Genomic DNA, 21,367 nt, shown 5'->3' with positions numbered 1-21,367 from the left:
TATAGAGAATGCCCGCAGCAACCAGACCGGAAGCAAACACCAGCCGGGTTTGTGACCACAGGCGTTCACTGTCAGCTCCTTCGCTAACAAAAAGGGAAAAGCTCTGACGCGAAGATTTTGTCCGGGCGGCGCCTGCCGATGAATCCAGGCTGTGATGACCTGCAGCATGCAGCCCCGTCGTTTCACCTGCCGCAAAAACTGTGGTCAAGGTCACGCCACCTGGGAAAACCAACATCACTATCAGCGCCAATCCAGAAAACCACATTTTCAACCGCAAGCACCTCCTGAAAGAAAAAGAAATTGAGCCCAAAAATCATTTTTCACTGAAACTCAAGCGCCCATCAAGTATACCTCGACAGGATATCCACACAATGGCGTGATAGCATCAAACCACTTAAAAACCGAGCAACAGCAGCTCGAAAATCTGCCGTTTGAGCTCTATCGGTTGACTTCCCTTTTTACCGACACCGGCGTTAACTTCATCGGCCAGGCAGATGGGCCGACACCACCTGGCGGGGCAGCTTGTCAACACTGAACGGGGACATGTCAAAAATGATCACGTCCGCAAGCCAGAGATGCCCCTGTCAGTTGATGGCTACAAAATATCAATTAAAACGTGACGCCGATCTGGTATACTTGGACCGTTACGTTCTCGCGCAGCACATCGCAGGTTCCAGAACACCCCTCTGAGACATTGGATTCCCCCTATGGAACAGCCCCTAAACCCGACAAACAACACCGGCGATCAAGCTGACTGCGGCCCCACGGCACCAGCGCCGCTTGAACAACTAAGCTTTCCCATTGTCGGTATCGGCGCTTCTGCCGGCGGGCTGGAGGCACTGGAGCAGTTTCTGCGCCATGTGCCGGCAGACAGCGGCCTGGCCTTTGTCGTCATTCAGCACCTCGACCCGACCCACAAAGCCATGCTGACCGAGTTACTGCAACGCACCACCGGCATGAAAACCTTCCAGGTCAAAGATCGCATGCCGGTCAAGCCAAACTGTGTCTATGTGATCCCTCCTAACAAAGACATGTCCATTCTTCATGGGGCACTGCACCTTTTTGCGCCGACAACGCCCCGCGGTCTGCGCTTACCCATTGATTATTTTTTTCGTTCCCTGGCCGAGAATCGGCAGGAACAAAGTATTGGTGTCATTCTCTCCGGCATGGGTTCAGACGGCACCCTGGGGTTACAGGCCATCAAGGAAAAAGCCGGGATAACGCTGGTGCAGGAGCCGTCTTCCGCCAAGTTTGACAGCATGCCCCGCAGTGCCATTGCCGCCGGTCTGGGCGACATTGTCGCTATCCCTGAGGCGTTGCCCGGAAAGATTATTGATTATCTGCGCCACGCTCGCTCTTTTGTCAGCTCGGAGCCAGTGCTGGAAGAAAAGGATCGCAGCGCCCTGGAGAAAATCATCATTTTATTACGGGGCAAAACCGGCCAGGACTTCTCATTGTACAAAAAAAATACCGTGCGCCGCCGTATCGAACGGCGCATGAGTCTGCATCAGTTGAGTAATATCGCCGATTACGTCCGCTATTTGCAGCACAATCCCCAGGAGGTGGAACTGCTCTTCAAGGAGTTGCTGATCGGCGTGACCAATTTCTTCCGCGATGCGGACGCCTGGGAGCTATTGCGCAGCGAAGTGATTCCTCAACTCCTTGAAAAACGCCTGAACGGGGGGTTGCGCGCCTGGTCAGTAGGATGTTCCAGCGGCGAGGAAGCCTACTCCCTGGCCATGGTTTGCCGGGAAGCCATGGATGCTGTCAAACCCAAGGCCGACATCAAGGTGCAGATTTTCGCCACTGATCTTGACCAGGACGCCATCGACAAAGCCCGCCAGGGATGGTATCAGGAGAATATCATTGCCGATGTTTCCGCTGAGCGTTTGCGCCGTTTTTTTATCAAGGAAAAGAGCGGTTACCGCGTCGGCAGGGAGATTCGCGAGATGGTGACCTTTGCCACCCAGAACGTCATCATGGATCCCCCGTTTACCAAGCTCGATATTCTGGTGTGCCGTAATCTGCTCATCTATCTGCTGCCGGAGTTGCAGAAAAAACTTTTGCCCCTTTTTCACTACAGCCTTAAGCCCGATGGCATCCTTTTTCTGGGCAACGCCGAAACCCACAGTGCCGCTGCTGAACTGTTTGCCTCCATCAATTCCAAGCTGCGGCTTTTTCGCCGACGTGAGTCGGTTTTGCCGACGGTTCCGATCGACTTTCCTGCTTCCTTCGCCCCCAGAGCGGAGGGCACCAAGGAGCCAAGTTACGTGAAAACAACAGCCAACCTCCAATCCCTGGCAGACACACTCCTGCTGCAGCATTTTTCTCCGCCGGCGGTGCTGGTCAACGCCGAGGGTGATATTCTCTATATCAACGGGCGAACCGGTAAGTACCTGGAACCGGCAGCGGGCAAGGCCAACTGGAACATCTTCGCCATGGCGCGCCAGGGCCTCAATGTTGATCTGGGAGTCGCCTTTCACAAGGTGCTCCGGCAACAGGAATCACTCACCCTCAAAGGACTGACTGTCGCGACCGACAGTGGTGTCCAGGCTCTTGACGTTACCCTCAAGGTCATCGAGGAACCGGAAGCGTTGCGCGGCATGGTGCTGATTATTTTTTACGATAGAGCAGAAACCCCACTGCAAAAACCAGGCGGTCGTGTCGGAGGCTCTGCGGCGGCCAAAATCCGCATCACCGAACTTGAACAGAATGTTGAGAAATTACGCGAAGAGCTGCATACCACCCGCGAGGAAATGCAGTCTTCGCAGGAAGAACTCAAGTCAACCAATGAGGAGTTGCAATCGGCCAACGAGGAGCTGCAGTCGACCAACGAGGAGCTGACCACATCCAAGGAAGAAATGCAGTCCCTCAACGAAGAGCTGCAAACGGTCAACGCTGAACAGCTGTCCAAAATGGACGAGCTGACCCGGACCGAAGATGATCTGCGCAACCTGCTCAACAGCACAGAGATCATCACCGTGTTTCTCGATAATGCCCTTAATGTGCGCCGTTTTACCGAAGGCGCGCAAAAGATCTTCAAACTGATTCCGATCGACGTGGGCCGCCCCCTCTCCGATATCACCAGCGATCTGCTCTACCCCGAGATGGCCAACGATATCAGTAATGTCCTGCGCACCCTGATTTTTTCCGAAAAGGAAATAACGACCACCGACGGGCGCTGGTTTTCGGTGCGCATCATGCCTTATCGCACTATCAACGATGTCATCGGCGGGGTGGTCATCACCTTTGCCAATATCACCGAAGCCAAGACCCTTGAACACAGAATGCACAAGCAAATCGTCGAGCTCAACCAGCAACTCCAAGGAGGAGACTGATTTTGACAAAAGATATCAAGCATAAAACCTCAGCGGAAATTGAACGGCTGCGCCGGCAGGCAGAGGAGCAACTGCGGACAAAAGGCTCAGCAAAGCCGTCACCCATGGACCTGGCCAAGGCGCAGCGTCTGCTCCATGAGCTCGAAGTGCATCAGATTGAGCTGGAAATGCAGAATGCTGAATTGCTCAGCACCCGTGAAGAACTTGAAATCACGCATACAAAATACGCTGAGCTTTTCGACTATGCCCCCCTTGGTTACTTCATCCTCGATCAGCGCGGGCGTATTCAGCAAACCAATCTGACCGGTGCACAACTACTGGGCACAGAGCGCAGTCGGCTCGCCGAACAACCCTTCTGCCGCTTCATTGAGGACCATGACGGCAGGGTGTTTTTCCCCCGCTTTCTTGAAATGGCCCTGCAGGGCCAAGGGATGCAATGCTGTGAACTCAACCTCAAACAAACTGACGGCACCCCCTTCCACGGTATACTGCAGAACACCGAAGTAAAGACCAGCGAAAGCCTGGGCGATCAGATCCTGCTGTCGCTTATCGACAACACTGACAATCGAACATTGCGACTAAAACTTCAGAAATCACGGGTCGTACTGGAGGAGACGGTACTCAAGCGCACGGCCGAACTGACCGAGACCAACGCCCGGCTGGCGGATGAAATTGAAGAGCATCAACGGGCCAAAAAGGAGCTCACCGAAGCCTTATCGCGGATCCAGCAGTTATCCGAGCGCTTGCAGCTGGAAAACATCCATTTACAGCAGGAAGTGTCCGGCAAGTACGCCTTTGGCGAGATTATCGGCCAGAGCCGCACCATGTCCGAGGTTTTTTCCCAGGTCGAACAGGTGGCGCCGCAGGATGCAACCGTGCTGCTGTTGGGCGAGACCGGTACCGGCAAGGGGCTGATCGCCCACGCTATACACAATCGTAGTGCGCGCAAACAGCGCGCAATGATCACCGTCAACTGTGCGGCGTTGCCGGGCAACCTGATCGAAAGTGAACTGTTCGGACGGGAAAAAGGGGCGTTCACCGGCGCCCATGTTCAGCAGATGGGACGTTTCGAACTGGCCGACGGCGGCACCATCTTTCTTGACGAAATCGGTGAAATGCCGCTGGAGCTGCAGGTCAAGCTGCTACGGGTTATTCAGGACGGCGAATTTGAACGACTCGGCAGCCCGCGCACCACCAAGGTCAATGTGCGTGTCATTGCCGCCAGCAACCGCGACCTTAAAACAGAAATTTCCGCCGGTCGGTTCCGCGAGGATTTATTCTATCGACTCAGCGTTTTTCCCATCAACATTCCGCCATTACGTCAACGCAGCAACGACATCCCACTGCTGGTGGAGTATTTTGTCAGCAAGTTCAACAAAAGGATCGGTAAAAATATCGATACGGTAACCAAGGACACCTTGAATATCCTGCAGGCCTACCACTGGCCTGGCAACGTGCGCGAGCTGGAAAATGTCATCGAACGGGCGATCATCACCAGTCAGGGGGCAGTCCTCCAGATCCTGGATCGCTTCGACACCCCCCAGGAGATGAGGAGCGAGCAGGCAACCAAGGCCCTCGCCGATCTCGAATACGACCACATTTTGCATGTGCTGAAAAAAACCAGATGGCGTATCGAAGGGGAAAATGGGGCCGCTCTTCAGCTTGGCATCAACCCCAGCACCCTACGCGCCCGCATGCGTAAATTCGGACTGCGCCGCCCATAAAAACCAGATCGACTATCCACTTATTGCGGTACCGATAAAGATTTTTTATCTGGACAGGTATTGTGAGTTGCCATTCTTTGATCCTTTCGCAAAAAGCATCAATTGATCTGGATAAGCAAAAAGCACCACATGCAAGGCGCCTCATTGTTTAACAATGAGGCGTACTTACCTACGTCGAAGCAGTGAAACAATGACAGCCACGCAGCAGTTGGTGAGTTTTTGCGACGCCATCATTCTTTCCATCCCCTGCGCTTCGATGGAACCGCACAATGCTGGTGATCTGCATTAATAATGCATCTTGATTGTTCTGAAAAATCTCACGGCCATATTCGCGCGGCAGTCCCTGGTCAATCACAGGGCCCGGAAGAAGGAAGATCGGCTTGCGGGGCCTGGCGGCTGTCACCTTTGACGGGTTTGTCACATGTGACGAACAATCGATGCGGATTCTCACCGGGCATTTCAACTAGATTTTTGCGGAATTCAATCATATCAGCATGTTGAACAATAGCAGCCTGCCATTATCTGCTTGGCGCGTTTGTTGCCATATCCCTAATACACCATACCTGTACTGCTAGTCAGTTTTCCCATCAAAACCTTCTTTAGTTCCTCCAGAGGAGCGCCGGCTATGTGCAGTAATTTTGATCATCGGAAAAATTAAGAAAGGAGTTAATAGTTGCTCATCCCGGGTAACTACTTGCTTGAAGCGAAAATACTAGAAGAATCGTAACTATTCAGCTATGCCCTTGCGCAGGGTCGGGGGGCCTGTAACAAGGGTGTTTGTTGCCATGGATGACGAAAAACGTCCCCTGACATCATTGATCAACCTGGGGATAACGCATACAACGCTGCCACCAAAACGGGCGTTGACGACAACTCCCATATGGGCAACATGCGCCCTTTCTTAGGCGCAACCATTGGTTACATTTACGGTGACAGCGTCAAAGAGTCTTTCATCGCCCGCCCTGAAGGTGGCCTGAAGGCCTTTTTAAGCGAGTCCACCTGCTTGATTGTCGCCGTTGGTTATGACTTCATCTTCGAAGATGCCGACGAGGCCAATGACACATTTGATGAGGGTGTTTTCAATTACCGCCTCGGCCTTGGCTATCGGTTTTAATCCAACAACTTGAAAAAATCTGCGAGGCTCATTTCCACCACCGCGCAGATTTCACCACAGGCTCCCGATGCCAGGAAAAACCACGGAAAAGGTACGAGACTGCTACGCTAAAGTACGCAACTACAGTCTCAAAAATCAGCCTACACTGATATTCATCACTCTGGCCATTGGGCTTGGAGTGGGACTGCTGCTGGGGGCAAATTCTCACCAAGATTCACCCGCCAGTCGCATTGTGCAAACGATTGTTAGCACGGTATCCCATAGTGCAGCAGGATTTTTCCGTTGATGCCAACGGACACAAAAAGAAAGCGGCCCCGATCAGCGGGCAATGATTCAATCAGGCTTCTTTCACCTGCGACGGAACCGCCAGATACGACAGATCCAATGTGTGGTTAAATCTGTTCGGCTGGTCACCCTCTCTTAGGTTAATAACATTATCAGCAAGTTGCCGACCACGAAAGAGGATTCTAACACTGGCATACGTTTTGCCTTTAAGAAGGTCACAAATCGATCAAATGTTTTGATTGATGACTCTCACATAGCTGGATGGAGGAAAAAATGAAAAAACTGGTTCCCAAGATGTCGGCATTTTTGATGATGGCTACTTTCGGTATGTTTTTATTTGCCACAATAGTCAGTGCAGCCCCCATTGTTGGAGAAATTCAATTTGAAGGTTCCACACAACTAACGGATGGGGCCTATAACCCTGCCCTAACTTTTGCATCCGCAGAAGGATTAAAATTTAATGATGTAACGGTAAAGTTTTCCATTGATGATTTTGCCGGCAATAATGGCGCAACGGCAACATACGAGGATTTTATCTTTGATTCTTTTGCTGGTCCCATAACCCCCTTGTGGTCTGTAGGCAAATTCAGCTTCAACATGGAAACCCTTGAAATTGTTACGCATACTGCTGAATTCTTAGGATTGAAAGGATTGGGGATGTTGTCGGCAGATGGTTTTGACGATACAAAAGGCGCCTGGATTCTGTCATCACAAACAGCTAGCGGTTTAACAGGAATTACTTTTTCTGCCGCCTCTGCTGCCCCCGTTGCTGTTCCTGAGCCCGGCACTCTGCTCCTCCTCGGGGCGGGTATGGCCGGCTTGGCTCTGTCCCGTCGCCGCAGCGCGGGCAAGTAACATAAAGGAATAATATCAAATTAAAAGGCCTGGCATCTTCATTGGTGTCGGGCCTTTTAAATGTTCGCCTTAAAGTCTGTCGGACTAACCTTGAGTCCCCTTAGCAGCTCAAGCATAAATCTCTGCAATGGGTTGCAACCGATGCCATCATATTTGGCGGTTATGTCAAGTTTGACGGATGCCTTAGGAGGTTTTTCCCGAACTGTTCCCGGTAGAATTTCCATTTATCCCTTGTAATCAGCAAGTTAAACAATAAAAACTGGCCGCTATGGGCTGGCACGTCCCTTGCTTTTAATATGGATAGCGAGCGTGGAGGGTGTTGCACGTTGGGAAAAATTGTGTTGGCCGATTCTTTTCGCCTTTTCGCTGGTGGCATATTCAAAACAGTCGGAAAGGTTCAGGGAAGATTGGTGAGGTGAAAAGGATTTTAAACAACTATCGAAAAAGGAGCTGACCATGGGTTTTGTTATTGGTGTTTTGATTGTTGTTATTCTCGTTGTTGTCATTATGAGAATAACGTAGGTCGTTGCAGGCTAGAAAGCCGGCGTACAACTCCAGAGCCTGTTTCGGTGGTGGTCGATGGTGTTTCCAATCAATTGACATTGTCTTTTTCGGGTTTTGGTTGGATAGTTTTTCAAAAAAGCTATCTTATCCATCCCGGAAAGACAATGTTCTCATTTTACCGTCACCTGTTTACAGATTCTCCGGAGGATGCATGCAAGTAGAGGTCAGGGGATTGACAAAGCTCTACAATCTTGACCGAGGGCTTAGGCCTACCAGTTTTGTGGTCAGACAAGGCGAATTAATCGCCGTCGTCGGTCACAACGGCGCCGGCAAATCAACCCTGATGAAAATGCTGGCAAACTGGATTCTTCCGGACAACGGAGAAGCCATGATTGACGGGATCCTCCTGAAAAATCGAACGGCTGTTGTCGGCAAGGTTGGTTTCGTTCCTGAAGTTCCTAATCTTTTTGATTTTTTTAGCGTTGAATACAATCTCAAGCTTTTTGCATATCTCTTCCGGATGCCCTTTTCACGGGTGGATGAGGTGCTAAGGGAGTTTAATCTGCTGCCCTTTCGAAAAAACAAAATACAGACACTATCAAAAGGGTTGAAGCAAAGAGTCAATATCGGGCGAGCTCTGCTCGCAAATCCCTCGGTTCTTCTGTTTGACGAACCGACATCCGGGCTCGATTTTGAGATGACAAAAGAACTCTACCGGCTGTTAAAGAATATTCATGCTGCCGGCAAAACGATATTCTTTACCTCCCACCGCCCCGAAGAAATCAAAACCCTGGCGACACGTATCCTCGTGCTGCATGAAGGCAGTATAATATTCGACGGATCTCCGAAGGAATACTTTCAATCCCAAGTTCATGAAAACTTGTATGCACTATGATCAGAAATATTCTCGTTCTGACATTCAACGACTTATTGATCGCCATAAAGAACAAGGCCATCTATCTCATCATTTTCATCCCTTTTTTTGTTTTCATTTCGTTAAATTTCATCGACAAGCCCAACGCTGACTCCAGTCCGCTAGAAATCGGTTTCATCCAACATGAAGCCTATGCGCCAGCAATTATAGATAGCGTCGCGGCCGCCGAACAGGTCATCACAATGACCTGGATTCAAAATGAACAGGAAGGTAAGACCCTCTTAAAAGAAAAAAAAATCGACGGAATTTTGCTAAGAAACAAAAATGCGCCCGACAGCTTGACACTTCTTGTTCTAAAAAAAGAATCTCTTCATACCATTGTCATCGTTGAAAGCTTTTTAGCTCTGCAAAAAGCCGCGGAGGGGAACCGGGATGCCTGGATTGCCGACATTGAGGCGCTTTACGCCGGTGGCATCCAAAGACAGACGTTGCCTACCTGGATTTTGATGATTGTCCTGCTCATCGGCTTCATCATCCTTCCTGCACAAGTCGCTGAAGAAAAGGAAAAAAAGCTCATACTGGCGCTGCTCCAAACCCCCATCAACGAATTTGAATGGCTGCTCGCCAAGACGTTGACAGGGATGGTTCTAACCATGGTTGCGGTCCTGATCCTTCATCTCCTGGGCGGTTTCGGTGTCGTCGATTTGACCGGCTATATCGCATTTATCGCCGTCGGCGGTTTTTGCTTCAGTGCTTATGGGGTTTTTCTGGGTTTTCTCTGCCGCAACCAGGCAAGTGCCAGAACCCTGGGGGTGGTCTTTTATCTGCCGCACCTGCTTCCTTCCGCCCTGTCCGATTTTTCACAACAGCTGTCCAGCATAGCGCCGTTGCTGCCATCCTACCAATTTTACGGACCACTCAGGGCCATTCTGCTGGAAGATGGCACAATGGCGAACCTGTCCTTTGAGTGGAGCTATTTGTTGCTGGTGGGCACACTTACTTTTTTCTTCTCATATCTATTGATGAAGAGACGCTGGTTGATGAAGTAATACACTTCAACGTCCCTCAGCTCAATGAGCCTATCGCAAGTTCACTGACAGCTCGGCTCCGGCACCGCCCAACCCTGCATATTTGACGGTTATATTACATATGACGGTGGCGAAAGCTCCTCTCATCATCGACTCGCCCCTGAATCAAATTTTTCCTCTTTAGTTTCAGTCCGTTAAACAATATTTACAATTGCCTGCCGTGGGCATGCTAGTTGCTTATTATCCTGATCAGAGATTTGCTTGCAGCCCCCGGCACTTACGAACCGGTGGTAACGGGACGAATCTGAGGCAGCGGCAAAATCAATGCGGGATACGATCGCATTGTAAGCCGAAAAAACCTAACCGCTTTGTTCATTGATCCGGTTTCTTGGGTGACTGCGGTGATGAACATAACAACCTATAAAGGATTAAAAAAATGGACACAATCCATATGTTCGCTTTACTCAAGTTTGGATACAGCGACGATGCCTTGGCGCCGGCCCTGTCCCCGGACCTGTTCACGCTGCACCGCAACAAGTATCACGCCGCCTATGTGAATGGGGCAAATTCCATTCTTCTAGCAATAAACAGATTCAGGAATGATTAATGCTCATCTGGTTGTCTACTTCGCCCCAGGAATTAAACCAAAGAAGAGGTTGTTGTCCTTAAAAAAAGGGTGTCTATCGCCGTCCATGGCGACAGACACCCTTGCCAGAGAACCCCCCACCCCGGTGCTGAACAGATACATTTCAATAACAAACATTGGCGCGGCAGTTCATTGTTAACTCTTCCGGAAGCCAGGGACTTACGTGACTGCTGCGCCTTTCACAACCAACCATTCTGCCGAAAGGAAAAATCAGTAACAAAACAAGAAGAAACACATTGATGTTCATGTAGTTCACTATTAACAGGAGGTATTGTATGTCACGCACAATTTACGGTTTAGTTATTTTCGGTTTTCTTTTTCTTCCCTTTACCGCACTGGCCCAACAGAACCAGAATTTCGCTACATATAAGATGGGAACCCAGGAATTGACCCTGAGCGGATCCGGGGTTAGTGACAAGAGTTTCGACAGGACGAATTTAAGCTTCGATCTGGGATACGGCTATTTTTTCGATTCAAACTGGCAAGGACTCATCCGCCAGTCACTGAACATCGTCGATCAGCCCGGGGATAACGCGTATAACGCTTCCACCCGGGTTGGCATTGATTACAATTTCAATATCGGCAACCTGCGCCCTTTCCTTGGTGCAACCATTGGCTACATGTACGGTGACGGCGTCAAAGAGTCTTTCATCGCCGGCCCTGAGGTTGGACTGAAGGCTTTTCTGAGCGACTCCACCTTCTTGATTGTCGCGGTTGGTTACGACTTCATCTTCGAAAGCACCAACAAGGCCCATGACACCTACAGTGATGGTGTTTTCAATCACCGTCTCGGACTTGGCTACAGATTTTAATCTGACGATTTGAAAAAATCTGCGAGGCTCATTTCCACAGCCTCGCAGATTTTACCCTAAGTTCCCGCTGCGACGAAGTTGTCAGGGAAAACAGACAACATCGGCTAACCAGCCCCCCTAGCGCAGCAAACATAAAATTCTCCTTTGTTGCAGCCGCTGCCATCATATTTGGCGGTTATGTCAAGTTCGATGGTTGCCGCTGACGGAACGACTCTTGTCCTTCCTAACTGAATTCGATTTTCCTTAGCTAAATCAGCCTATTTTCCAGCAGATTGCCGCCGGTATGATTGTTGCTCTACCACCCGATAGCAGGCTGTCTGCGTAAACAACCAACTATGGTGAAAAGGAAACGACGATGAAATCCGGCAACAGAGACAAGACCGAAGGAAAGCTGCACGAAATCAAAGGCAAAGTAAAAGAGCAAACCGGTAAACTCACCGGCAGTCCCAAGCTGGAAAGAGAAGGAACCGACGAGCAAATCGCCGGCAAAATTCAGGGCGATGTCGGTGACATCAAAAAAGTTCTGGGAAAGTAACAATAACCGCTACAAGCGAAAAGGACATGAAAAATGAAAGTATCAATAACAAAGACTTTATTTCTTATCACTGCTGTACTGGGTTTTATGGTGTTCATTAGCCCGGCCTTCGCCGCAACAACAGATAGCACCATAGAGGAGGCAGTAAAAAATTCCTATACCTTCAAAACATACCTCAAGGACGATGATATCAGGATTCAGGCCAAAGAGGGGGTTGTTACTCTTACCGGAACAGTCGCTGACGAATCCAGCAAAACCCTTGCGGGGAATACGGTGTCAAACCTCCCCGATGTCAAGGGCGTAGACAATAAATTGGTGTTTAAAGGGGAATCGAGCCCGGATCTCTGGCTGAAGACAAAGGTAAAAAGCACACTGCTGTTTCATCGCAACGTCAGCGCAACCACTACTGTTGACGTCAAGAATGGCATCGTCACCCTGCGTGGGGAAGCAGATAATCAGGCGCAAAAAGAATTAACCGGTGAATACGCCATGGATATTGAAGGCGTCAAATCCGTCAACAACAAAATGACCGTAAACCCACTTACCAAAGAATCGCAAGCAACACGAGACGCTGTGCTAAGTGACAGATCGGCAGACGCCAAAAAGACCGACGACAGATCGATAGGCGACAAAGTTGATGACGCCTCCATTTCCGCCCTGGTCAAGGCGACCCTGTTCAGCCACCGCTCGACCAGTGCGATTAAAACCACCGTCAAGACCACCGATGGTGTGGTGACCTTGGGTGGCATTGCCGGCAATGACGCCGAAAAATCCCTGGCCGCCAAACTGGCAAATGACGTTAAGGGGGTCAAATCCGTCGATAATCAGATGACGGTAAGCGGCAAAATAACGTCAAATTAATTTCCTGAATACTTAACCGACAGCGTTGCCGGTAAGCGCCCGCAACGCTGTCTTAAGCATTTATGAGGTGGATCATGAGTAGTGATTATTCTCCTACCAAAAATACTGAAGACACAGCACCGAAAGATTCCTATCAGGGCAAGCCCTGCTGCTGCGATGGGCTAAAACAATCTGTCGCCGATAGTTTGTGTCAGGCAGCAACGGCTCTGGAACAAACCGCATCAGCGCATGGCGGCGAATCCGGTCTTGCTGAGGTTGAACAACATGCAGCCCGGTGGCTGCATCAGTCTGCCGACTATGTTCGGCAATTCAGCTATGAGCATGAAGAAGCCAACCTGCGCAAACGTATCAGCCACCATCCGGGGCGCAGTATGGCGATCGCAGGAGCCGCAGGACTGGTTCTCGGAATATTGTTACGCAAAATCTAACAAGCGGTTTTTTTAAATGGATAAGAGAAAAGAAGACCGGGAACCGATCCTGCCACGTGCATCCTTCGGGGAGTTGCTTGGCCAGTTGGTCAACAACGCCGTGGCGGTATTGCGCGATGAAATTGCGCTGATCATCCAGAATAGCAAAGAAAAAGCAGGAGCCGTTCGCCGGGCCTTGCTGTTGCTGGCACTGGGAACCATCATCAGTTTCGCCGCCTTCCTGTGTCTTTGCGCTGCACTCATTGTGGCGCTGACGTCCTTCATGACGCTGCAGCTGGCGGCCCTGGTTGTCGCAACGGTCCTTGCCCTGGGCGGCGTTTTGATCAGCTTCGTCGGCTATCGACTACTGAAGATATAGACAACAAAAAGTCCGGGGAGGATATGCCATCATGGAATACGCGCTTGAAAACACCAGTGAGTCAGTAAAAACCGGGCGTAGCAGCGAAGAAATAAAGCAGGATCTTGCGGCGAAAGAAGAAAATTTTTCCCGCACCGTCGAGCAGCTGGGCGAACGCATCGAAGAGAAGCTGGATTGGCGTGGCCAGGTAAAGAAAACTCCTTTCTGGGCGGTGGGAATTGCTACCGGTCTGGGATTTTTTGCCGCCGGAATAGTGCTGCCACGCGCCACGCCCATGGAACGCTTCCGGAAGTCCCTCAATTCATCAGTACGCGGCGCCCTGTACGGCATTGCCGGACCCGGTCTGCTCAAAGTCACGCTGCTGGGTATCGCCGCACGAACAGCTACTCATTGGCTCAACAATGTTCCGGCGGATGTCGCAGCTGCCGGCAGAGACAGAGAACAGCCGTCAGACCCAGAGCCCGGCGGCACCGCCGCTGCGACAGATCGGGACGGGTAGCGTCCCAAAGGGAATTGGCACCACTCATCATTGATCAAGTAAAAGGAGACACTATGCAAAGCAAAAACAACCAAGCCGGCAGCGCAGCTGAAAACCGCCTGGAACAGGGCGCTGATGCCTACGGACAAGCCGAACAGGTAATCGGCGACGCTTATGACAAAGCGACCGGAAAGGTCAGCGAAACCTACGAGAAGACCAGAACCTATAGTGACGAAAATCCGGGCAAATCCCTATTGATCGCCTTAGGCATCGGCGTCGGTCTGGGTCTGTTGTTAGGCACCGGTTCTCATCATCGTTCGCGCACCAACAGGATTGCAGAACCGGTGGTCAATGCCCTCTCCGACGTGGCCCTGGCATATTTCCGTTGAGGCAAACAGCAAAACCGTCACGATGACAGTATAAACCACCACAAGGAGAGCTTGATGATGAACCTCTATCCTATCCAATTACTGTTGGCCGCAGGCCTGATGTCACTTTTGATGCCTGCTGTAACCTTTGCCGCGCTGCCGGTCGACAATTTAACCGTCACTTTCGCCAACGGTTATGGCTTTGCTGGAGTGCCGCTGCCCGATCCGGTTACCTTTTTGCTCTTTGTGACCGGGATCCTTGTCCTTTTACTAGTGAAGTACCAACCGAAAAACACCAGGATTTGAGCCTCTTGATCATTTAACCGTGTCTTTTCGAAAACCCCGACGGATAAAACACATAAGGAGCCTATATGCTGAAGAATGCTCAACATCTTATTGGCTACACCCTGGAAAGCTGCGACGGAGAAATTGGTCAGGTCAAGGGGTTCCACTGTAACGATCAGCACTGGACGATTCGCTACCTGGTTGCCGATATGGGCCACTGGTTCAGGGATCGGCAGATCCTCATCCCCCCCAGCGCGGTCACCGGAGTGAATTCGAAAATCCAAACCATCGACATCAATCTGACCAAACAGCAGATCGACGACATTCCCGCCCGGGTCCACGGCGAGACGGGGACCCGACAACTCCAGGACCCTCGTGATCCCCACCTGTGCAGCTCTCACAACCTGATCAGCAGCCATGTCCAGGGAACGGATGGAGACATTGGTCATATCGACGATTTTCTCATCGATCTCGAAACCTGGGCGATCAGATATTTCATCATTGACACCCGCAAATGGTGGCGGGCGAAGAAGGTGATGTTGTCGTCTTTATGGATCGAGCGGGTTAATTGGCTGGAGGCAAAAGTCTACGTCAATCTGGCCCGTGAAACCATGAAACATACGTCGCCATACACCGTTCTGGACCCCCTCAACCATAGGCATGAGTCTAATCGACAGCGTCGGCGGGAGGACTGGATCAAGGAAATGTCACATATTCTCGGCAAGAGTGAAAACAAGGAATTATTAAAAACTCAACAAAATGATCACTGGCTAAGTGGGACGACGAACCAACAGTAAACGAAATAAACCATGACCAACAAACCCGGGGCAGAGGCAACACCACCTTCATTCACTTTTTTAGTGTTTCTGGGCGCGTCGTTGTTTGTTTTTATCCAGTCATTCCGCTTGCTATCTCCCATTCTGCTGTCATTTCTGCTGGTGATGCTCATCGCTATGGCCGCCAATCCGATCATGTCGCGGATGCGTCGGTTACCGGGTGGACGTAAAAGTGCAACGGGGCTGATGGTGGGCATACTCGTAATGGTTGTCGCCTTGACTGGCTGGGCTTTCTTCGGACCGATGAAGGACTCGATGACCAGGCTCTCGGAGCAGTTGCCCTCCTACTGGGAACGTCTGCAAAAGCCCCTGATAAAAATGGAACAGAAGGCAGAGCTCTCCGAGAAAAGACTCCAGGCTGAAGTCACCACGGAAATTTCCCAGACAGCATCAAATCAGGACAACTACAAAACCGTGCCACAGATTGAGCAAGTCGAAGAACCTGAAGAGAAAGAAGCGAAAGAGGAAAAAAAAGAGACCGGATCAATTCGTTCCAGTTTGAGCGATATATTCCTTGGAGTAGCGGGCCGCTTCGCCAGGGTGGCGTTCAATGGGGCCCAGATCCTGGTCGTTCTGGTGACGGTCTTCTTTGGTACAACCTTTACCCTGATGAATCCACAGCCGATTTTTCGGGCGATGTTCGCCCTGATGCCTGAGCACACTCATGAACAAACCCTGATCATCGTGCAACGGGTCGGCAATTTTATGCCGCGCTGGGCCGGAGCAACGCTGTTGGGGATGCTGACGGTTGGCCTGCTGGTTTTTCTGCTCATGTGGCCGATTTTTGGTTTGATGGACGCACTGGTTCTTGGCCTGATCGCCTTTATTCTGGAAGCGATCCCATTTCTGGGGCCGATCCTCAGCGCTGTTCCGGCAATTCTTCTCGCCCTCGGTCAGGGAGGCATGACCCCGCTGTGGGTCGTACTGGCCTATATTGCGGTTCAGGCGGTGGAAGGTAACGTGATCACTCCATTCATTATGGCTCGAGGCATGAAAATTCATCCGTTGGCAATGATCTTTTCCATGCTTTTGTGCGTTGCCGCCTTCGGTGTCCTGGGCGTCCTGGTTGCAGCACCACTGGTTGCCATCGTGAATATCTGCCATCAGGAACTTTACCGAAAGCGTTATCTGCCTTCGGCGACCGACACTGACCTGGATGCGCTGGCAAAAAAAGCCTTGTTGGAAGACTAACTCAACCATCCGGCCTGATGCCTGATGGCACGCAGAAAGAAAACCAGGGAGAATGTGATAGCGACGAAAACATCAAGATATGTGGCTCACACCCACCAGGTCCTGCGACCGGACCGGGAAACGGAGTTGCTGCGAACAGAACTGTTCAGCATGGAGCAACTCAAACGTCATGCCCTGACAATGGCGGGCCGGCATCGCATTGATCCGTCTCCGGGAGCCGATCGTCTGCTGCCACGCCTGGCCGACAATGCCCAGGTGTTGCTGGCGGCGTATCAGGTTGTAACCGCCGCTACTCCAGACCAGCGGATTTCACCGGCAGAAGCGTGGCTGCTTGACAATTTTTATCTTATCGAACAGCAGATCGGCATGGCACGGCGGCATCTGCCCCGTGGCTACAGCCGGCAGCTACCCTGCTTGCTGGATGACCCCTGCGCCGGTTTCCCGCGCATCTACGACATCGCATTGCAGCTGATATCGCACATGGATGGCCGTATCGATCAAGACAACACCACCCAGTTTCTTAGCGCTTATCAGCAGGCGATGCCATTAAAAATCGGTGAATTGTGGGCCTTTCCGATTATGTTGCAACTGGCATTACTGGAAAATCTCAGTCGTGTCGGTCTTCGGATTGCTCATCGGCGCGAGGATCTTGATGCGGCCATTACCTGGGCCGATCGCATGCTCACGGCAGCAGAGCGCGATCCGAAACAGCTGATCCGGTTGCTGGCTGAATTTGCCGATGCCGATGTACTGCTCACCGCACCATTCGTTGAGGAATTTTACGCCCGCCTCCAGGCTCAGGGGTCGATGATGGCCTTTGTCCAAACCTGGGTCGAGCAGAAGCTGCTTGATCAGGGGGTGACGGCAGCCCAGCTGTCAGCTGCCGCCAGCCGCACCGCGGCCGCCAACCAGATTTCGATCGCCAACAGCATCGGCAGCCTGCGTTTCATCGACGCCATGGATTGGCGTGAGTTTGTCGAATCACTCAGTGTCGTCGAACAGACAATGATTGACGATCCGGCAGGCCTATATGCCGCCCAGGATTTTGCTACCCGCGATCGCTATCGGCACGTCATCGAAGACCTGGCGCGCAGCACTACCTGCAGTGAGCTGGAGATGGCCCGGGCCGCTATCGGTCTGGCCCAGGCAGCTGCCCGGCAGCCAAATGTCAGCAACCGCACCACCCATGTCGGTTACTACCTCATTGATCGGGGCCGACCGCTTCTGGAACGGGCCACCGGCTGTCGGTTGTCGTGGAAATGCCGGGTCGGCCGGGCAAGCAAGCAGCGTTGCCTTCTTCTCTATCTGAGTTCCCTCCTGATGCTCACCCTGCTGGCGACCACAGGGGTGTTCGCCACGGGGGGTTTCACCCTGGGGGACTGGCGAAGCTGGTTGTCGGCACTGCCCCTGATCGTCGGGTCCTCGGCCCTGGCGGCCGCGCTGGTCAATCTGCTGGTGACCCTCGTCCTGCCACCGCGCACCTTACCACGACTTGATTTTTCCCAAGGGATCCCGGACAACCATCGCACCATGGTCATCGTTCCCACCCTGATGGGCACAGCGCAGGACGTCGACAATTTGCTCGAAGCCCTGGAAATCCGTTATCTCGGCAATCGCGATGCCAATCTCTATTTTGCCCTGCTGACCGATTTCCACGATGCGTCCGAACAAACACTGCCGCAAGACGAAGCATTGCTTGCTTACGCGCGCAGCGCAGTTGAAGCACTCAACGCAACCTATCAGGAGGATCGTTCGAGTCTCTTCTACCTGTTCCACCGACCACGGCAGTGGAACCCGATTGAACAAATATGGATGGGCTATGAGCGCAAGCGCGGCAAGCTCGAGCAGTTCAATGCCCGCCTGCGGGGTGAAGCACAGGACGCTTTCTCGGTGATCATCGGCGATCCAGCCCTATTCGGCTCGATCCGGTACGTTATTACCCTCGATACCGACACCCAGCTGCCGCGGGATGCGGCCCGTGCCCTGGTCGGCAATCTTGCCCATCCCCTCAATCGACCGGTTTACGATGCCGGCAAGGGACGGATTGTCGAAGGCTTTGCGATTCTCCAGCCGCGCGCCTCGATCAGCCTGACCAGTTCCGGCCAATCGCGCTTCACCAAGTTGTTCGTGGGCGATGCAGGGCTGGACCCCTATACCCGTGAGGTGTCGGATGTCTACCAGGATATTTTCGGCGAAGGGTCATTCATCGGCAAAGGCATTTATGATGTTGACGCTTTTCGACAGGCCGTTGATGGGCGCTTTCCGGAGAATCTCATCCTTAGTCACGACCTGCTGGAAGGGGGCTATGCCCGCTCGGCACTGGTAACCGACGTTGACCTGATTGAGGAGCATCCCGCCAGTTATCCCATCGAGGCCAGCCGTCGTCACCGCTGGATCCGCGGTGATTGGCAGTTAGCCGGCTGGTTGTTACCGCAGGTCCCTGGACCAAAAAGGGCCGATGGTGGTCAGGGACCACGCCAGCCCAACCCCCTCAGCGCACTGTCAGTGTGGAAGCTGTTCGACAACCTGCGCCGCAGCCTGGTGGCCCCGTCATTGCTGGCGCTGCTGATCAGCGGCTGGCTGCTGGGTCCGGGGTCAACATGGTTCTGGACCCTGCTGGTTGTGACGGTGGTATGCCTGCCGACCCTGCTTGCCATTGCTATTGAACTGATCCGCAAGCCACCTGACCGTGCCTGGCTGCTGCACCTGAATCTGACCGGCAGGTCTGTGAGTCGTCCGCTGTTACTGGCTTTGCTGACCCTGATCCTGCTCCCCTACGATACCTTAATCAATCTGGATGCGATCCGGCGTTCGGCGGGCCGCATGCTGTTCACCCGGTGCGGTTTGTTGCTCTGGCAACTGCCGTCCTATGGTCGGCGGAACAAGCGCCGTACGCCGGTCGATTTTTTCGTCGAAATGTGGGTCGGGCCATTACTGGCACTGCTGCTGGTGACGGCACTGGTCTGGCTTGATGCGCCGGTCCAATGGCCGTTTGCTGCACCGCTGCTGATGCTGTGGTTGCTCTCACCCCTGGTCGGCTGGTGGATCAGCCGACCGCTGACAACGCCGAGCCCTGACCTGAGCGCCGCGCAACAGACCTTTTTGCGCGCCTGCGCGCGGCGCACCTGGCGTTATTTCGCTGACTTCGTCGGTCCCGAGGACAACTGGCTGCCGCCGGACAACGTCCAGGAATATCCTGTCGCCGTCATCGCCCGGCGAACCTCACCGACCAACATCGGCATGGGCCTGCTGGCCAACCTGAGCGCCTGCGATTTTGGTTTCATCAGCGTTGGCAAATGTCTGCGTTTGACCGAAAACACCCTGGCAACCATGGCCAGGCTGGAACGCTACCGCGGCCATTTTTACAACTGGTACGACACCCGGACCCTGAAGCCGTTATGGCCGCAATATATCTCTTCGGTGGACAGCGGCAATCTGGTCGGCAGCCTGCTCACCCTGCAGGCGGGACTGGCCGAGCTCAAGGATCAGCCGGTGTTCTCCAACCAGGCCTTTGTCGGCCTGCAGGACACCCTGGAGGTACTGGCCGAGTATCTGCCTGCAGTGCCGGCCCCTGAACTGGAGGTTAAGATCCGTACGCTCCGCAACAGGCTCGCCACCGCTATCCTGAATACGCCCCCAACGCCGGCTGCTGCGCTAGGTTTACTGGATGAAATTGAGCGTCTGGGGGCGGAACTGCGGGCCTGGTTAACGATCAAGAAAGAGAGCACGGGCGAACTCACCTCCTGGGCGCAGGACTTCGAACGACAAGCCCGTGACCTGCGTACCGAAGTGGGCTCTTTGGTGCCTGAGGCACAACGCTTCAATACCATCCCGAGGCTCTCGGAACTGGCAAACGGCGGGCCTTCCGCGAGCGGGGTCAAGTCGCCGGCCGCCGCCAAACGGCTCAAAGTCATCGACGATCTGGTCCAACGTTGCGGCGACCTGGCGGCGATGGAATTCGACTTTCTCTACAACAGCCCGCGGGGCCTGCTCAGCATCGGCTACGATGTCGGCGAACACCGCCGTGATCCGGCCTGTTACGATCTACTGGCCTCCGAAGCACGCCTGGCCAGTTTTCTGCTCATCGCCGCCGGGCAGGTTCCTCAGAAGCATTGGTTCTCCCTTGGCCGGATGCTGACCAGCCAGGGCAGCAATGTCAGCCTGATTTCCTGGAGCGGTTCCATGTTCGAGTACCTCATGCCCCAGTTGATCATGCCGAGTTACCCCGATACCCTGTTGGAGAAAAGCTGCAAAGCCGCTGTCTTGCGTCAGATTGAATTCGGTCGCCAGCGCGCTGTCCCCTGGGGCATTTCCGAGTCCTGCTATAACCTCACCGATATGCACCAGGTCTATCAATATCGTGCCTTTGGTGTGCCGGGACTCGGTTTCAAGCGAGGCTTGAGCGAAGATCTGGTCATCGCTCCCTATGCCAGTGCCCTGGCGCTGACAGTGTTGCCGCAGGAAGCCTGCAATAATCTGCAGACCCTGGCGAATCACGGCTTCCAGGGCGACTACGGGTTCTTTGAGGCCATCGATTACACCCCGTCGCGGGTGCCTCGGGGCAAACAGCACGTGATTGTACGCAGCTTCATGGCCCATCATCAGGGGATGAGCCTGCTGGCCTTTGCCCATGTCCTGTTGAACCAGCCGATGCAACGCCGCTTCATGGCCGACCCCATGTTAAAGGCAACCGAGTTGTTGCTGCAGGAACGAGTGCCGAAGAAGGTGGCGACGGTCTATCCTCACGCCGCCGAAGTGAGCGCCGTCGCCCATCCGGTCGAAGAAGCCGGCGAGATCATGCGGGTTTTCAGCGACCTGAACACCCCGGCCCCGGAAATTCACCTGTT

At 52.8% G+C, this 21,367-nt stretch carries 20 protein-coding genes; 19 read left to right on the top strand and 1 reads right to left on the bottom strand.

All coding sequences use genetic code 11. From position 1 onward, the window contains the following. On the bottom strand, positions 1-208 hold a 208-nt coding region (locus tag AC6F7T_RS09300), incomplete at its 3' end, for a hypothetical protein (RefSeq protein ID WP_500718152.1). Between the two features lie 168 nt (positions 209-376). Between AC6F7T_RS09300 and AC6F7T_RS09295 the strand changes: the two genes are divergently transcribed. The 19 genes from AC6F7T_RS09295 to AC6F7T_RS09205 form a co-directional block, all read left to right on the top strand. Continuing rightward, positions 377-535 (top strand): hypothetical protein, encoded by a 159-nt coding sequence (locus AC6F7T_RS09295; protein ID WP_500718150.1) that lies wholly within the window; start codon positions 377-379, stop codon positions 533-535. A gap of 172 nt (positions 536-707) precedes the next feature. Beyond that, positions 708-3,338, top strand: a complete 2,631-nt coding sequence (locus tag AC6F7T_RS09290; protein ID WP_500718147.1) for a chemotaxis protein CheB — start codon at positions 708-710, stop codon at positions 3,336-3,338. Between the two features lie 2 nt (positions 3,339-3,340). Continuing rightward, positions 3,341-5,062, top strand: coding sequence for a sigma 54-interacting transcriptional regulator (locus AC6F7T_RS09285; protein WP_500718145.1), 1,722 nt, complete (start codon positions 3,341-3,343; stop codon positions 5,060-5,062). An 889-nt stretch (positions 5,063-5,951) separates the two neighbouring features. Next, positions 5,952-6,176 (top strand): hypothetical protein, encoded by a 225-nt coding sequence (locus AC6F7T_RS09280; protein ID WP_500718143.1) that lies wholly within the window; start codon positions 5,952-5,954, stop codon positions 6,174-6,176. A 558-nt stretch (positions 6,177-6,734) separates the two neighbouring features. Continuing rightward, on the top strand, positions 6,735-7,316 hold the full coding sequence (locus AC6F7T_RS09275) for a PEP-CTERM sorting domain-containing protein (RefSeq protein ID WP_500718141.1): 582 nt from the start codon (positions 6,735-6,737) through the stop codon (positions 7,314-7,316). Between the two features lie 715 nt (positions 7,317-8,031). Continuing rightward, positions 8,032-8,715, top strand: a complete 684-nt coding sequence (locus AC6F7T_RS09270; RefSeq protein ID WP_500718139.1) for an ATP-binding cassette domain-containing protein — start codon at positions 8,032-8,034, stop codon at positions 8,713-8,715. Further along, positions 8,712-9,743 carry an ABC transporter permease gene (locus tag AC6F7T_RS09265; protein ID WP_500718137.1) on the top strand — a complete coding sequence of 344 codons (1,032 nt, stop codon included), beginning with the start codon at positions 8,712-8,714 and terminating at the stop codon, positions 9,741-9,743. Before AC6F7T_RS09270 ends, AC6F7T_RS09265 begins: the two co-directional genes overlap by 4 nt. Positions 9,744-10,158: 415 nt before the next feature. Next, complete coding sequence (locus AC6F7T_RS09260; protein WP_500718135.1) at positions 10,159-10,329, top strand: hypothetical protein; 171 nt, start codon at positions 10,159-10,161, stop codon at positions 10,327-10,329. 314 nt (positions 10,330-10,643) lie between these two features. Beyond that, positions 10,644-11,180 carry a hypothetical protein gene (locus tag AC6F7T_RS09255; protein ID WP_500718132.1) on the top strand — a complete coding sequence of 179 codons (537 nt, stop codon included), beginning with the start codon at positions 10,644-10,646 and terminating at the stop codon, positions 11,178-11,180. A 355-nt stretch (positions 11,181-11,535) separates the two neighbouring features. Then, on the top strand, positions 11,536-11,715 hold the full coding sequence (locus AC6F7T_RS09250) for a CsbD family protein (protein WP_500718129.1): 180 nt from the start codon (positions 11,536-11,538) through the stop codon (positions 11,713-11,715). 33 nt (positions 11,716-11,748) lie between these two features. Further along, complete coding sequence (locus AC6F7T_RS09245) at positions 11,749-12,576, top strand: BON domain-containing protein (RefSeq protein WP_500718127.1); 828 nt, start codon at positions 11,749-11,751, stop codon at positions 12,574-12,576. A 74-nt stretch (positions 12,577-12,650) separates the two neighbouring features. Then, the gene (locus AC6F7T_RS09240) at positions 12,651-13,004 is read left to right on the top strand and encodes a hypothetical protein (protein ID WP_500718125.1); all 354 of its coding nucleotides are present in this window, start codon (positions 12,651-12,653) and stop codon (positions 13,002-13,004) included. Between the two features lie 16 nt (positions 13,005-13,020). Next, positions 13,021-13,362, top strand: a complete 342-nt coding sequence (locus AC6F7T_RS09235; RefSeq protein WP_500718124.1) for a phage holin family protein — start codon at positions 13,021-13,023, stop codon at positions 13,360-13,362. Between the two features lie 31 nt (positions 13,363-13,393). Then, positions 13,394-13,861 (top strand): hypothetical protein, encoded by a 468-nt coding sequence (locus AC6F7T_RS09230; protein WP_500718123.1) that lies wholly within the window; start codon positions 13,394-13,396, stop codon positions 13,859-13,861. A 53-nt stretch (positions 13,862-13,914) separates the two neighbouring features. Then, positions 13,915-14,229: a hypothetical protein gene (locus AC6F7T_RS09225; RefSeq protein ID WP_500718121.1), complete on the top strand. Its 315-nt coding sequence runs from the start codon at positions 13,915-13,917 to the stop codon at positions 14,227-14,229. A 54-nt stretch (positions 14,230-14,283) separates the two neighbouring features. Then, positions 14,284-14,514 carry a hypothetical protein gene (locus AC6F7T_RS09220; protein ID WP_500718119.1) on the top strand — a complete coding sequence of 77 codons (231 nt, stop codon included), beginning with the start codon at positions 14,284-14,286 and terminating at the stop codon, positions 14,512-14,514. Positions 14,515-14,579: 65 nt separating this feature from the next. Beyond that, complete coding sequence (locus AC6F7T_RS09215; protein WP_500718118.1) at positions 14,580-15,290, top strand: hypothetical protein; 711 nt, start codon at positions 14,580-14,582, stop codon at positions 15,288-15,290. 12 nt (positions 15,291-15,302) lie between these two features. Continuing rightward, positions 15,303-16,520 (top strand): AI-2E family transporter, encoded by a 1,218-nt coding sequence (locus tag AC6F7T_RS09210; RefSeq protein ID WP_500718115.1) that lies wholly within the window; start codon positions 15,303-15,305, stop codon positions 16,518-16,520. A gap of 126 nt (positions 16,521-16,646) precedes the next feature. After that, the coding region (locus AC6F7T_RS09205) for a glucoamylase family protein (RefSeq protein ID WP_500718113.1) at positions 16,647-21,367 on the top strand (4,721 nt) is incomplete at its 3' end.

The organism is Pelovirga sp. (assembly GCF_059864205.1).
The sequence above is the reverse complement of the archived record's forward strand: the minus strand, read 5'-3'. Positions and strand labels throughout refer to the sequence as shown.